14 protein-coding genes are annotated in these 15,264 nt (G+C 44.3%); 1 reads left to right on the forward strand and 13 read right to left on the reverse strand.

What is annotated here, in order from left to right; genetic code table 11:
• Positions 1-132 precede the first annotated feature (132 nt).
• Complete coding sequence (locus AC4II3_RS10305; protein WP_488015068.1) at positions 133-720, reverse strand: hypothetical protein; 588 nt, start codon at positions 718-720, stop codon at positions 133-135.
• Between the two features lie 747 nt (positions 721-1,467).
• Here AC4II3_RS10305 and AC4II3_RS10310 point away from each other — a divergent pair.
• A complete protein-coding gene (locus tag AC4II3_RS10310) occupies positions 1,468-1,938 on the forward strand; it encodes a hypothetical protein (protein WP_070391783.1) in 471 nt (156 codons plus the stop codon).
• 149 nt (positions 1,939-2,087) lie between these two features.
• Here AC4II3_RS10310 and AC4II3_RS10315 read toward each other — a convergent pair whose 3' ends face one another.
• From AC4II3_RS10315 to AC4II3_RS10370, 12 genes are all read right to left on the reverse strand, one after another.
• Positions 2,088-3,572 carry a GMC family oxidoreductase gene (locus tag AC4II3_RS10315; protein WP_488015070.1) on the reverse strand — a complete coding sequence of 495 codons (1,485 nt, stop codon included), beginning with the start codon at positions 3,570-3,572 and terminating at the stop codon, positions 2,088-2,090.
• A 171-nt stretch (positions 3,573-3,743) separates the two neighbouring features.
• A complete protein-coding gene (locus AC4II3_RS10320; protein ID WP_488015072.1) occupies positions 3,744-4,622 on the reverse strand; it encodes an SDR family oxidoreductase in 879 nt (292 codons plus the stop codon).
• A gap of 280 nt (positions 4,623-4,902) precedes the next feature.
• On the reverse strand, positions 4,903-6,984 hold the full coding sequence (locus tag AC4II3_RS10325) for a sulfatase-like hydrolase/transferase (RefSeq protein ID WP_488015074.1): 2,082 nt from the start codon (positions 6,982-6,984) through the stop codon (positions 4,903-4,905).
• A gap of 280 nt (positions 6,985-7,264) precedes the next feature.
• Positions 7,265-7,636 (reverse strand): DUF2237 family protein, encoded by a 372-nt coding sequence (locus AC4II3_RS10330; protein WP_488029206.1) that lies wholly within the window; start codon positions 7,634-7,636, stop codon positions 7,265-7,267.
• A gap of 255 nt (positions 7,637-7,891) precedes the next feature.
• Positions 7,892-8,635 (reverse strand): DUF4230 domain-containing protein, encoded by a 744-nt coding sequence (locus tag AC4II3_RS10335; protein ID WP_488011783.1) that lies wholly within the window; start codon positions 8,633-8,635, stop codon positions 7,892-7,894.
• A 241-nt stretch (positions 8,636-8,876) separates the two neighbouring features.
• Positions 8,877-10,016, reverse strand: a complete 1,140-nt coding sequence (locus AC4II3_RS10340; protein WP_488011785.1) for a Gfo/Idh/MocA family protein — start codon at positions 10,014-10,016, stop codon at positions 8,877-8,879.
• An 18-nt stretch (positions 10,017-10,034) separates the two neighbouring features.
• Entirely contained in the window at positions 10,035-10,502 is a 468-nt protein-coding gene (locus AC4II3_RS10345; RefSeq protein WP_488011787.1) for a DUF4870 domain-containing protein, read from the reverse strand.
• Between the two features lie 60 nt (positions 10,503-10,562).
• The gene (gene gshB / locus AC4II3_RS10350; RefSeq protein WP_488011789.1) at positions 10,563-11,546 is read right to left on the reverse strand and encodes a glutathione synthase; all 984 of its coding nucleotides are present in this window, start codon (positions 11,544-11,546) and stop codon (positions 10,563-10,565) included.
• A gap of 159 nt (positions 11,547-11,705) precedes the next feature.
• On the reverse strand, positions 11,706-11,969 hold the full coding sequence (gene grxC, locus AC4II3_RS10355) for a glutaredoxin 3 (RefSeq protein ID WP_488011791.1): 264 nt from the start codon (positions 11,967-11,969) through the stop codon (positions 11,706-11,708).
• Between the two features lie 304 nt (positions 11,970-12,273).
• Positions 12,274-12,825, reverse strand: a complete 552-nt coding sequence (locus tag AC4II3_RS10360; RefSeq protein ID WP_488011792.1) for a YqeG family HAD IIIA-type phosphatase — start codon at positions 12,823-12,825, stop codon at positions 12,274-12,276.
• Positions 12,826-13,009: 184 nt separating this feature from the next.
• Complete coding sequence (gene mltG, locus AC4II3_RS10365) at positions 13,010-14,089, reverse strand: endolytic transglycosylase MltG (RefSeq protein ID WP_488011794.1); 1,080 nt, start codon at positions 14,087-14,089, stop codon at positions 13,010-13,012.
• A gap of 66 nt (positions 14,090-14,155) precedes the next feature.
• Positions 14,156-14,731, reverse strand: coding sequence for a DUF3727 domain-containing protein (locus tag AC4II3_RS10370; protein WP_488011795.1), 576 nt, complete (start codon positions 14,729-14,731; stop codon positions 14,156-14,158).
• Between the last annotated feature and the right edge of the window lie 533 nt (positions 14,732-15,264).

The raw sequence follows: 15,264 nt of genomic DNA on the forward strand, positions 1-15,264 counted from the left end.
ACCGATGCATCCAATAATTCCCCCCAAAATTGGGGGGTTAGGGGGGCAAAACACCGATGCATCCAATAATTCCCCCCAAAATTGGGGGGTTAGGGGGGCAAAACACCCAAGCATCCGCTGACCACTGACATCTCACTTACTACTAACAATAGTTTCCCAATTCTGAATCACTTGCTGCAATGCTTCCGGGAGCTGATTACTACCAATATCGGCATAACGTGTGGTACCACCATTGCTGCTCAGAGTAACACTGATGTAATCAGCGGCACCAATAGGAGCAGGGTAACTGAGCTGATCAAACTGACTAAAGTCTACGTCTTTGTTGAGAAACTCTTCAAAGCCTTTGACATCTTGAGGGGAAATGCGAGCAATCTCGGTGGGAGTGCTATTGCCATTGATCCGTATGTACTGCTGAATCACTTGTCCATTGTTGAGCAGACGGGTTTCAACGGTTTGACCAAAGAAACCACCGCTTGCGATCGCACGAAATACGGTATTCTTCTCTAGGGCTCGTGGTAATTCACTGCTGGGAATCGGTGCTGCTGCCAGTAGGTCTTGATTGTCTACTGATTCAACCTGAGCGGTTGCGGTAGAGTTGCCTGATGCTAAGAACTTACTTTGACCAGCTTGGCTAGTTACTGCACTAAAGGATAAGATACCGGTTAATGCACAGGCAGCAATAATATAAGAGGATGGGGTGATTGCACGCAAGTTTTTCATCTGATTCCCTTGATTAGTTGAAGGTGTACCCATAGGCCAAAGTAGAGAACTTACCAGCACCATCAAGACCAATTGCTGGTGTTTGCCTTTTCACTTAAAACTATTGACTTGTGGGAGATTTGTTTTGTTTCGTGGTAACTACCGCACTAACGGTAGGGAAATCACTCTGTCAGCTTATGCGCTACGCGCACGCTACGCGAACAGCGGTCAGTGGTAAGCTATCAGCTATAGCATTTTCATTTGAGATCTAAACTGAAAGGCCGTGGGCCACGCTTCGCGGTGCTCCGTTTGCGTAGCGTGGCCCACGGCCAAGGAGCCACTAAAAGCGATCAGGTCTTCTTTTATTTTAGTAAAAAACTCTGGAGCTCTTGCCTATTGCCTCTTGCCTATTGCCTCTTGACTTTTTCCATAATTTATCACTTGACAAATAGTTTAAAAATGCTATGTAGCATTTTGATTTGAGATGTCAACTGAGAAAGTATTTTTAGTTTACTATAAAGCTCTGGTTCTATTGCTACTATTGCCTCTTGACTTTTTCCATAATTTATGAATTTACAAATAATTTCAAAGCGCTATAGGTGATGAGTAATAATTTTAAGTTACATTAAATAGCAATGCCATTGATTTTTTCAAAATATTAATTTTTTTAAAAAAAGTCTAGATTGGTGGCAATAATGGTGTAGTTTTGATCTTAGGTCTTTTGACAGGTAAGCTGATCTTTCATAACCTTTTATTAAGGAGATAATAATGCGTATAGTGATCATGTTGGTTGCTTCAATATTCCTGCTCTTCGCCAATGTTAGCGCGGCAGAGGCTTCTGTCTCAAACCCAGAAAGTCTCAATGGTGAGTGGGTAGGAACTTGGACTAGTTTGAATTCTCCCACCTATAACGGTGTAGTCCAGATGTCTATAAATCAAGAGGGGGATAACGTATTCGGTACCTCAGTGCTGGGCAACACAAAATGTTCTCCTGAACGGGTTTTCAAAGGTAATTTGTCAGGCAAGTATAAAAACTTTATTGAGTTAGAATTAGCTCCTGAGCAAAATCCGACAAATCCAATCAGCAAAAATTGGGGGGTTATAACCAGGTCTCGCAATGCTATCAGTGCGGTCTACAACTTCGAAAATCCTACTTCCGCTTGTTATGGGGATGTCGGCACAATGTTTATCTCTAAGATTCAGCCCTATTCCAAGATTGAGGGCATCACAAAGAAATAACTCAGGACTTACGCTAAGACATCTTTAAATAATGAAGAATGAAGAATTAAGAATTTAGAATTGGAAGTTTTTTGCATTCTACATTCTACATTCTACATTCTTCATTCTTCATTCACCCAGTAAGGCGCGGAATGCTGCTTGTGACCCCGTCAGGTCAAAATGTCAGATCCCTTATCAGCAATCATCATGGTTGCTGCTGCTGTGTTTGCAGTTATGGGTAATGGGAAGACAGAAGCATCAATCACACGCAGACCTGATACTCCTCGAACCTTAAGTTCTGTATCCACCACAGAACTTTCATCAATCCCCATTCTGCAAGTTCCGCAATAGTGCTGTGTTGTACTAGCTGTTTCTCTGATGTAACTCTCCAAATCTGTTCCCGGTTCTGGAGCAATTTGCTTTTCCCGCCATTGCCCCAAGCTTGATTGATTGCCAATATCGATACCTAACTGAAGCGCTGTTATACATGACTGGAGATCTCCTGGCACTGTCAGATACTTTGGGTCAACAACAGGAGCTTGATCAGGAGAACTTGAACGCAGCGTAATAGTTCCCTTACTCTTCAAGTGCATGACATTTGGCCATAACCAAAACGAATTTTTTGGACCAGGGAAACCTTTGAGTGTTCCCACTCCCACTGAACACTCTATATCAACAACTGAACTACTATTTTTCGTAGAGCCGAAAATCACAGCTGGAGCTAGGCTATAGGAATACACTGGTAAATCTTTATCTTCGGGAATAGAAAATCCGGCACTAACGAAAAGATCGTCATGTAAGTTCTTCCCTACTTCTGGAACATTCGCAACTACTGGAATATCAAATTTCCCCAACTCAGTTTCGTCGCCAATGCCTGAAAGCATCAAGATTTTTGGACTAGCAATCGCACCAGCACTCAGCACAACCTCATTTTGCACCCCTGCAAAGTATTTTTCGTTCTTCTGAACATATTCAACACCAATTGTTTTGGTATTCTTAAATCGGATCTTGGTTACCAAAGCTTCAGCTATTACAGTTACATTTGCATGAACTGCTGGTAAAAAAGTGTTAAATGTGGTTTCACGAAAAAGCTTTGAAAGTGTTTTAATATTGTTGAACTGAAATGGAGCGTATCCATATTGACTCTCGCTGGTATTATAATTAGGATTTTCAGGTAAACCGTACTCCTTAGCAGCAGCGAATAAATCGTTAATGAAATTGAAATGATCTGTTTGAGCCACCAAAACCTTGATGATCTGCTCTACACTTTCAAAGTGCGGTAGTACATCATTCCATGACCAACCGGGTGCTACTTTACCCCACGCATCAAAGTCAGAGCGTCCACCTCTGACATAGACCGTGGCATTATGTAATGCACACCCACCTAGGGCTTTTGCTTGGGGCAGCATGACCACACGGTTGTTTAAATTTTTTTGAGGTACTGTCTCGTAACCCCAATCAATCTCTGGATGTTGTTGTAGGACTTCAAACCAATCACTTGGGTTGTACATCTTGGGATTGAGTAGGAGCTTTCCAGCTTCGATCAGCAGAATTTGTGCATTTGAGTCAGAAGCAGCAAGCTTTGAAGCTACTATGCTTCCCGCAGAACCTGCACCAATCACAATGTAGTCATACATGGAATTTGTTTCTGCCATCTCGACTGCTCCCAGTAAAATCTGCTCAGTAGTTTTGCTATCAGCTTAAGCGCTACGCGCACGCTACGCGAACAGCTATCAGCTATCAGCTTAAGCGCTACGCGAACAATCAGCTATCAGCCTTTAGCTGGCCACTGACCACTCACCGCTGACCGCTGACAGCTTACATAATTACACTTTCCCTCGCAACTCTTCCAATTGCTCCCGCACTGATAACGGTTGATATCCCAAACTAAATGCTAATGAACTATCCAATGACGTATCCGGAGATCTAGGGGCAGCCATCGGTACATCTTTTTGTAGACAGCGTCCTAAGTTATCTTGGGAAAGCTCAAATACCTCAGCCATCAAGCAACCAAACTCATAGCGAGAGATCCGTTCTTTTCCGCCCAGATTAACTAGACCTTGGACTTTCTCTAGAGCTAATAACAATCCCTTGGCTGCTGTGGTGCCACTGACAGGGGTTCTAATTTCATCGGTAAATAAGCTCAATGGTCGCCCTTCTCTCAGGATTTTGAGGAAGGGTTGGATAAAGCTACTGGCAGTAGGGGGAGTGATACCAAACATTAAGGGCATCCGGCAAATCGCGACTTTAGGATAATGCGATCGCATCCCTTCTTCTGCCATAACTTTTTGCTCACCGTAATAGCTAATGGGCGATACCGGATCAGTTTCGAGATAAGGAGGATTTAAACCATCGAAGACCAAGTCAGTAGAGGTAAACACGCAAGGGATATCATAATCTGCACTTAGTCGAGCAATATTGACAGAAGCTGTAACATTAATCGAGTATGATTCCTCTGGATGGGTCTGACAAAAATTAGGTTTAGAGTGAGCTGCGGTATGAATTACTCCTGCTGGCTGAATCTCAGCAAACAGATCCTTCATGTCTTGGAATTCTCTCAAGTCAACCTTTACCAAGGTTATTCCTGGAATATCTATCGTCTGGGAAAAATACGTTCCATAAATATCCCATTTTTCTTTAGCTAGCTGGCAAAGATTCCATCCTAGAAAACCGCTAGCTCCTGTCACTAAGAGTTTTTTGGTCATCAAAATTATAGGGTTAGTAAGGGGGAAAAACGGATATCCCTGTTACTGTTCTATCGTTTGATTTCCTTAAGTGCCCATTAAATAAGCTGACAGCAGTCAGCAGTCAGCTCTCAGCGGTCAGCTCTCAGTGGTCAGCTCTCAGCGGTCAGCTGATAGCTAATAGCACCTTAAGTAGCGTGGGTGGCACAGGCTTTGGCCTTGGCCTATTGGCCACGCGGGGCGCGTTTGGCCACGCTGTGCGAACGACGCTGGGATAAGTGCGCATTAGCTGATAGCTTACCTAAGGAGTAGTAGTTTTTCCAACTTTCTTGACAGTTTCCTTTATTCTGTCTAGCAGGGTATCGATAGCGTTTTCGTCCTGGCTAGCTTCTCGCACCTCCTCGACAGTTTCCCTGACTCTTTCTAGCAGGGTATCGGTTGCCTTTTCCGTGATTGCTTCCCCTACGTTAGTGATGAAAATATCGAACTTGGTAATAGGACAAACATCGAACAGAGGAGCATCACTAGCACTACCTCTAATTGGGTAATGCAGCAAAACTTTGCAATATCTAGCAAATTCATTGGTTATGGCTGGGGACATCCAAAGATGTCGAATCGCAATGTTCCGTTTTTCCCCTGGGTCAGTATAAAGGTTGAAGGTCCTGATATAGGAATATTTAGAAGTGACCCCACTAAAGCCACCGACATTTCCCATATCCAAACCGGTGTGTAGCTCGGTGCCAACTGTGTAGCCTTTAAATTCATCCAGGCGAACAGCAGAGAAGTTTTCCTTTAACCAGAAAATCACACTTCTGCGGTTGGAGGGGTGACTGTCATAGGGTTGGGACTGAGGTTTTTCAGCTAGCAGGAATGAAGTTTGATCGACACCATCAATGTAAATCTTATTTACAGCTTTCTTAACTGTGCTGTTGTAATCATTCAACATTGAGGATAGAGCCACTGAGTTTACTCCAGCTAACCTCAAAATGGTTGGCAACAAATCCGCTTGATCGAAGAAGCCGTTTGATTTACCAGGCTCAATCCTTCCCTGCCAATAGGCAAAGCTGGGAACCCGGACTCCACCTTCCCAAGTAGACCCTTTAAACCCTTTGAAAGGGCCTGCATTGCCACTGTCTGGCCAGATTTCTGCTTCTGGACCATTGTCAGAGGTCAAGAAAATGAATGTATCCTTTAACTGATCTGTTTCCTCAAGAGCCTTGTATAGTTCACCGAAGTCATGGTCCATTTGGATCAGACAATCGGTAAAGGGAACTTTGGCAGGAGACTGACCTAGATAGGTTTGACTGGGGTAATTGTCGAAGTGACAGCCCCGAGTGCCGTGATAGAGAAAGAAGGGTTTATCCACTTTTTCCATGTCATGGATAAATTTCACCGAATACTCGGTTAGCTTTTTGTCAACTGTTTTGACAGTATTGAGGTCAATGACTTCCCCAGGAAAAGCTCTACACGCTTCAGTGTCTCCGACACGTTCATCTTCTGGAAGACCGTCTGCAACTTTACAGATTAGCTTCTTGTTGAAGTCCAGATTTTCCATGTATTCGGTGCGCTGGGTACTACTTACAACTTCGGGATTGTAGTACCAATCCCGCCACTCGGTATATTCATCGGAAACACCCAGAAACCCGAAGAACTCATCATAACCATTGTTTTGCGGTTGAGCCTTTCTTGATTCACCCAAGTGCCACTTGCCAACAGCCCTGGTGATGTAACCCTGGTTTTTCAGCAGTGAAGGCAAGGTGTAATCAGAATTTGGAAGACCTCCTTTGGAGTCATACATAGGTGGGCGGTAAATCCCGTGGTGAACTGGCAACTGCCCGGTATTGATCGTTGCTCGACTGGGTGAACAGCTTGGTTGAGAGTAGGTGGAAGTCAGTACCAGCCCCTCACTGGCAATGCGATCTATGTTGGGAGTAGGGGCTCCTCTGGCAATGCCGCCACCATTGAATCCCAGATCACCCCAGGCCACATCGTCTAGCAGGAAGATGATGACATTGGGCTTCTTGCCAAAATTGTCCAGTTTCTTTTGAGCTTCTAGTTCATGGTCAGGGTGGAACACAAATGGTTCCATGTTATAGGGGTCCCTAAAGTCAGGGTCAAGGTTATCAGATTTTTTAATATCTAAGGATTCAGAGTCAAGCCCTGTGAATTTTCCGGGTGATGTACAAATGAGGTAACCCGCATTGTCGTTCTTGGGATCGTTTACGTCGTAAGGACATTTGATGTATTCGATGGAAGGTTTGAGTGGGGGTGGAGGTTGGCTGGAGTCTATGGATGCCTGGGCGAGTGCGGGTGCGATCGCAAACAACAAGGCAAACACTATACTCAGCAATACACTAAGAATCGGTTTGTAATTAAATTTCATGCTTAAACTTCCCTTAACAGAGGAAAAGGTTAAGAAAACTTTTGATATCCCAATAGCTATACTTAGATTATTAGGGGTAAAGCTAAGGAAGATGCTGTTAGGGAAATATAAATTAATAATTAATTCTGTCAGGATAAAATTATCTCAGCATAACATGAGTTGTAAGCATTCAGCGGTCAGCGGTCAGCCTTTTGCTGATGGCTGATATAGCGCTACCCGCAAGGGCTTTAGGCATGCATGCAAAAGGCAAAAGTTCGTAAATATTCAACCGGACATAATATTAGCCGTTAAGAATAGCGTGTTCCTGAAATACTTCCAACGGAATGTAATCAAGGGCTGCTTCATGGGTTGCTGACAAAATCACTGGTGGCGCAACCCCAGCATCCAGCGCCTCCTTCCAACGACTGAGACACAAACACCATTGATCTCCGGGTTTAAGACCAGGAAAACCATAGACTGGGGATGGTGTACTCAAATCATTCCCTCTTTGTTGAGTAAAAGATAGGAACTCTTCCGTCATTTCTGCACAAACGATATGTAAACCAACGTCAGATGGTCCTGTGTCACATTTTCCGTTCCGAAAAAATCCCGTCATCGGAAATGTGCAGCACACTTTTAGTGTTCCGCCAAGGACGTTTTTGGCATTGTTCATGATATAATAAACTAGTTTAATTACGCCAATAATGTTGGTATTTTGCTATCAGCTTAAGCGCTACGCGCACGCTACGCGAACAGCTTAAGCGCTACGCGAACAGCTTAAGCGCTACGCGAACAGCTATCAGTTATCAGTTATCAGCTTTTGAATAGTCGAAGCCTGCGCCACGCTACGGAAACGAATTTTATTTTTAGCTGACGGCTGACGGCTGACGGCTGACGGCTGACCGCCGACTGCTTACCAAACGCTGTGCTAGGATTGTGTTTGCAAAGCTCCTATACACATCGATGGTGACGAGGGTTGAAGCTTTACATCTACGGTTTTGTAACCAGCTGTCATCAATAAATTAGTCACCACTAATTGCGCCCTTTGATTAGCTTGCTCTAGCACACCTTGCTGACAAGCAGTAGCCTGAATTTTCTGGAGGGTTTGCTGTTGAGCTAGCATCTGTAATTGAGGGGCAACATCAGGTCCGAGACCCAAAAATCCTCGGTTGTAGTCGTAAATCTGGGAACGGGTAACATCAATCTTGCTATCCAGTAATTGAGGCGCTGGTAACTGCACTTGGATTGAGTCATTGCTGACTTTGACATCATCGACGCTTAATTTCCCTAAATCAACCCCAGCTCGCACTTCCCCATAAGCAATGTAGAGTAATGTCGTTGACGCTAAGCGATATTGTCCTAAGTTTCTATCTTGACGAGTTGGAACAACTGCCTCCATGCTAAACACAGCAGTGGTCAATTCACTAACGTTACGAACTTTATTAACCACAACGTTTCTGACATCCACCTCTGGTTCTGAGTGTGATAAGTTTAATTGTGATAAGTCGAATAGACCATTAACTTGTTCAAACAAGCGGGAGCTAGTGCGCCACATCACCACTCCTAAAATTAGCGTCGTGAGTATCATGCCCCCTGTGCTCATCAAAATCAAACCTCTAGGTATACTAGAGATAATGCTAAGTAACTGATGCTTTTGATGCTGACTCTTCATTTTTGTTTACCTTAAAAATTATCGTCAGGAATTATTAACTTTTATTATTAACAGTTAGTTATTCCCCATCTATGCTATTATTTAATAATAAGGAAATGCTGTTGACTATCAAAAATTATATTCTAAAACTATCAAAGCTATGGAAGCAGTTTTAGGATATATATAGCCGTTTATAGCCTAATAAGGTAAATAAAGTTTTTTTCCTATTCCCTATTCCCTATTCCCTATTCCCTATTCCCTATTAAAAACCGCTATACTTGTGCTTATCTACCTCAACCCAACGCCTGGTTTCATGGGACTCATGGGTTAAATCCATTAACATCTGGGAGTACACTCCTTCTTTGAGAGATAGTGTAGTGACGCCACCATTGTCAATGGCTTTTACCCAATAGTCAACCACCCGGACAAATGGGGCTAAACGACCATCGAGATAGGTTTCAGCAAATGCTAGTCGTTGGGGAATTTCTACTTCCATCAGGGATTGACCTGCGGTTGCTGCCCACAGACGAAATCCATGAACGTAGTCTTTGAGATTGTTACTGCCTAAGACTAAGGTACCGCGATCGCCATAAACCTCTACAAAGTGACCTCGCCCTTGATAGGTTACGGAACTAATACTGAGTTGACAAGGGGTACCATCTGCCAATTCCAGTAATAACAGACAGGTGTCATCAGCATCTACTGGCTTAAGTAAATTGCTAGCATTGGGGTCTGGCCGTGCTGGAATTGCGGTACTCAGTTGAGCACACAACCGCTGCACTGGTCCAAATAGCCAATGAATATAATCAAAAGCATGAGAGCCTACTGCGCCTAGTGCTCCGCCACCCTTATCCTTTTGAGCATACCAGTTCCAGGGGCGTTCAGGATTAGCTCGGCTAGAGACTAACCAGTCAATTTTAATCAGACGCTTTTTACCGACATAGTCTTTTTCTAGATATTCCGCTAATAGCTGCCATGAGGGGATAAAGCGGAATTCAAAATCAGGTATAGCCACAACACCCTTTTCTGTAGCGAGTTGGTAAAGCTCCTGGGTTTCGGCTGCTTTTAAGGTCATGGGTTTCTCTAGAAGTAGATGTTTCCCTGCTTCTAGAACCATTTTGGCCATTTCGTAGTGCAGAAACGGGGGAGTACAGATGCTAACCGCTTCTACTTCCGGTAACGCTAGGATATCTTCTAAGCGATCGCATCCATGGGGAATATCATATTGGTTTGCGTACGCATTTGCCTGATCCGGGTCTCGGTGATAGACAGCCACCACTTCCGTCCGGGAATGAGCTTTAAAGCCAGGGATGTGGATTTTTTGTCCAAATCCCGTTCCCACTACCGCTACACCAATTGTTGGTAGCTGTTCAGTTGCACCTGTTGCAGAAAACTCAGCCATTATAGACTATCTCGTAACTTATCGTAAAAATCGCAGGGTAAACGGGTAACGGTAAACCCTACCATATTGAGCAGCGATTGAAGCCATAGTCACCAGCAGCGAATCAATGATTCCCAGGATACTAGCTAGACACCATAGCCAGAATTCTATGAGCTTAAACAGCTCCAACCAAGAGTTACGGTCAAAACCCTTTATTGCACCAATCAGGATGAAAAACGCCCAGGCAAAGGCCGTAAATATGGTCAGGATAATGGTAGCGTACAGGGTAATCGAGATTTGAAAATTAATAGATTCTTTACCGTGAACCTTGACAAAGCGGTATTTAGTTCTCTTGTTTAACCAGATCATCAACGGGCCTGCCAGGTTAGCCAAAGGGATAGGTAGACCCATAATCAACAGAGGAATCCATAGCAAGGAGGATAGATGACACAGCATCCCCCAGATTCGAGCTTTCCTATCGTTCCGTGGCACTGTTACTTGATCCATAAAACTGACCCAAAACCGACATTACATCCCATGACTTTGCTCAAGAGTCTGGTTAAGCCATTATATTGTTTCACCGCCGTTGTTTTTAACTGCTTCAACCCAGGTAATTACCTGTTTAGCCAGATGAGTACCATCTAAGCGGTCAATTTCCCGGATGCCAGTAGGACTAGTGACATTAACTTCGGTGAGGTAGCCGCCGATAACGTCTATGCCTACAAAATATAAGCCATCTTGCTGCAGTTTTGGCTTGAGCCGGGCACAGATTTCTTCCTCTCGGGGAGTTATTTCCGTAGCCGCTACTCGACCACCCACAGCCATGTTACCCCGAAATTCCTTACCTGTGGGAATGCGATTTACTGCTCCAACCGGTTCACCATTCAAGAGGATAATCCGCTTATCTCCATCTTTGGCAGCAGGCAGATAAGCCTGAACCATCACTGGCTCACTACCCTGTTTAGTGCTAATTTCCACCAAGGAGTTAAAATTGCGATCGCTTGGCTGTAGAAATATAATCCCCTCACCACCTTTACCTCCTAGAGGTTTTAGTACTGCTGTCTCTTTTTCCTCAACAAATTGCCGAATCACCGATTTATCCTGACTGACAATAGTCTGTGGAATCACCTCGTGAAACTGGAGGGCATACATTTTTTCGTTAGCTGTCCTGATGCCAGTTGGTGAATTAATCACCAAGGTTTTATCTGGATTGATGTAGTCCAAGATATAGGTGGCATAGACGTAAGGTATAGTAACCGGCGGGTCTGTCCGCATCCAGACAGCATCCATCTCCTCTAGAGGTTTCAACAGAGCCTTACCTGTCTGGTACCACTGCTCACTAACGACCCAATGGCCGTCATCGAGTTTGGCTGGAGTTAGTTGCACAGGTTCTAGAAGCCCCCAAGCCTGACCCTGAATAACACTCAATTGTTGAGCCTGAGTGACCCAAACCTCATGACCTAATTCCTGTGCGGCTTCCATCAGCGCCACACTAGTATCATGACCGGGATCAAGTTTCGGGAGAGGGTCTATTATAAACGCAAATTTCACTGTTGAATTCCCCTGTCAGCCAATTCCCCTATGCTACAGCAATCCTATTTGATTGGGTAACATACTGACTGATCAAGATCTTGAACGGGGAACCGGTAACAGGGATATTGCCGATAACGATTAGCTATCCTACAGACTAGATGGTCAATCACCTAGTGGTTAGCTTGCCTTGAGCAGGTTGTCTAACTTACCCTGAAATTCCAGAGTGTGAAGGTCATCACAGCCACCGATATGCTGGTCATTGATAAAAATCTGTGGTAATGAGCGTGCTCCATTTGCCCTTTGAGCCATCTTCTCCCGTGCCTGGTTATCACCATCAATAGAGTATTCAGTAAATTCAACTCCCTTCTTGTTTAGTAGACTTTTAGCACGGATACAGAAGGGGCAACTGCTCCAGGTGTAGATTTCAACGTTTGGGCTCATGCTTGGCGATAGAGTGTTAAGTAATGTTTTTTGAATTTTAACGTGAGGTTGAGCTTGGCGCACCAGCTCAGTAACCTAATCCCAAATCATAGACAGCCCAGCTCCTGATTGACTCAAGGCTGGGCTGTCTATTAGTTATAAGCGTTTGTTATATCTAGGGTCTTTATATAAGCTGACCCCATATTAAAAGGTTGGTCATTTATGTAGGGTCTTTATATAAGGTGACCCGATTTCCAACTCCCCCTTATTATTTCCGACAAATCTTGGTTTAGTAATTTTTATAATATTTTCTTTATATTTCATTTCATTGTGATTTGTCAGGTTTGTTGAAGTTTTGTTGCATGGTGGTCAGTGAAACCCCTAAGGCTTGAGAAAACCACACTTCCAAATCACGCATTGGGTATAAAGACTTACTCATAGCCGGATCCCTTATGGGCTCTACAAGAATGGTGAACATTCCCAGTCGATTCCCAGCTAAGACATCAGTGAATAAGCGATCGCCTACCATTGCCACTTGCTCTACAGGTAAGTTCATCGCATCTACAGCTATTTTCAGCTTGCGTCGCGAAGGTTTGCGAGCTCCGTATATGTAAGGCAAATCTAGGGAGGAAGCAATACGGCTAATGCGATGTTCACTGAGGTTATTACTCACCAGCCACAGGGAAACCATCGCTCTAGTTTGCTCTACCCACCGTTCAATTTCTCCAGAAACACGGGATTTCGTCACTGGTATTAAGGTCTGGTCAACATCCAATACTAGACCTGAGAGCTGATATTGCTGGATAATATCTGGTGTCAGGTCTAAGATGGAGCCACCAAGGATTAAGTCAGGTTGTAACTTTGAGACCCAAGACATATTTAGTTAACTGATAAAAAAGTCGGTAACTCTGTTGATTTTTGATGTTTACCCGTCGGTTGTCAATACACTAAGCCCGCTCAGCCTGATGATGGCAGCGGGCAGCGCTTAAGTGATTCGATTCTATCTAAGCGATCAATGGAACCTATATTATAAAAGTTCTTTGATCACTGGTTGTTGTAGTTTATTGTTTAGCTCGCCGTTCTCTACGGATGGCATTTTTAGCTGCTTCGTGTTCTGTTAGGGTTTTGCTAAAAACATGAGTGCCATCGTAACGAGCGACGAAAAACAGGTATTCGGTGTCTTCGGGATTAAGGGTTGCTTTCAAACTCCCTATTCCAGGACTGGCAATCGGGGTCGGCGGTAATCCTGGGTTGAGATAGGTATTGTAAGGGGAAGGTTGCCGCACTTGCTTGTAGGTCAGGGGCTGATCCGCAGTTTGTCGAATCCCCAATCCATATTCCACGGTGGGATCGGTTTCTAATCTCATCCCTCGCCGCAACCGTTCCGTAAAGACACCAGCAATGCGATCGCGTTCTTCAGCAACTACTGCTTCCTTCTCGACAATGCTCCCTAATGTTACCCAATCATTGATACTAAGCTGGGTTTTGTACTGACCTTTTTCGTATACTGGTAAGGCTACCTGTTCAAATCGATTAAGCATTTGTTGGATGACTGCTTGTGGCGAGATGCCATCACTGGGTAACTTATAGGTATCTGGGTATAAATAACCTTCTAGATGAGGGAGCTCACTGGGCAACCAAGGGTACTTATCCCAGGGGATTTTGCTACTAGCAGCGATAAAGTCATCAGCCGAGAAAAATCCTAGAGATTCAAAATAATCTGCCATTTGCTGAATCGACCACCCTTCCGGTATGGTGAAAGACAGCTGCATCACCTTCCCTTTCCAAATGGTTTCGGCGATTTTGGTTAGGGGTTGAGTTGGTGATAGTTCGTAAGTTCCAGCTTTAAACTCACCATCTCGGTCTAGCAGCTGCCGCCAATGAGTCCAGAGTTTCCAAGCATCCGCTGAGCGAATTAAACCAGAAGCTTCCAGATCTCTACCTATCTGCTGACCTGGGGTTCCTGGGGGAATCTCAATTTTTACGAGGGTTTGAGCGACATCTTCGGAAGATTGTGCTTTAACGGGTGGGGATACCACCCAACTCCACCACTCCCAGCCCTGCCATGCAAAAATCCCAAGGGTGGCTGGCAATAGAACAAAATAAAAAAACCTATTGGAGATGCTTTTGAGCGTTTTCATACTCTTATACACCAAAACACTAGTTTCCCCTGAATCGTTTAAGGGGTCAACCCGAGTTCTTGTCTTCTACTCGAGATCATCGAATAGCAGTTCTTCGAGCAATGGCTGAACTTGTTTAATTTCCTGTGTAGACAGTAACTCTGGTTGACCAGATTGGTTTGAGCGGGCAAAAAACAGCAGTGGCTCTACAGGAGTATAGATACCATACTCTTGTTCTTCGTAATAAAAGCTCGCTAGCTCCTGTAGTTCCTCTGCTTCCATTGGAACATCATCCTCTTCAATTTCCAGGGTGAGAATGTCGTCTTCGTCCACTGGTGGCAACTCACCAGCAACAGTTAAGGTAAAAGCGGTGCGCTTGAGCTCAAGATTTTGCTCAGCTAGAACAGCTTGGGCGTCAGGGAATATCAAGTCAAGCTGAGCTTCATCTTCCACTAGAGAGGCATCAGCTAAGTCTTCATCATCATCATCCCAAGCAACAATTTCTATGGGTGAGTCTACAGGTAACAGCAGAAGGTATTGACAACCCTCCAGCTCTAGGGAATGCTCAATGTAACATTCGAGAGTTTTACCGTTAGCGTCCTTCAGCGTAATGTCCCCTTTTGGAGATTCCCCATTTTCTTGGGGGGATTGAGGTGAAAACATGGCACTTAATGTGTCTATTATTGGTCAAGTGGTCGTGGAAAGAAATCCAACCTCCCTTTTGACAGTACGCTTTGACAGTACCCGACAGTACGCTCAACAAGTGTAGACTGCTTCCCATCAGGATAGCACCAAAACCAAATACGAAAGTTCCAGCAGTTGTCTTTGAATGAATTAGTCTATACTATTTATCCAATCATAGGCTTTATGTGGTCATAAGCATTAGTTGACTATGGTATGGCTAAAAATTGCACATTCTTCCATCATAGCGTTCGCGTAGCGGAAGCGAAGCTTCATCGCGCCCCGGGTGACCTAAGGTCAATCAGTGATAAAAAAGTGTTGTTAGCAACCTATAAATATAACTAATCAGCCGGACTTGACATGAGCATAAGAATGTGTTGCTCTAGCAAATCAGCTCGTAAACAGTCAGCCGTCAGCCGTCAGCTAAAAGCTCACGCTGCTTGAGGTGCCGTCAGCCGTCAGCTAAAAGCTCACGCTGTCAGCCATGCAAAGCGCGAGTGGGGGAAACCCCCGCA

It is taken from the genome of Moorena sp. (assembly GCF_982860115.1).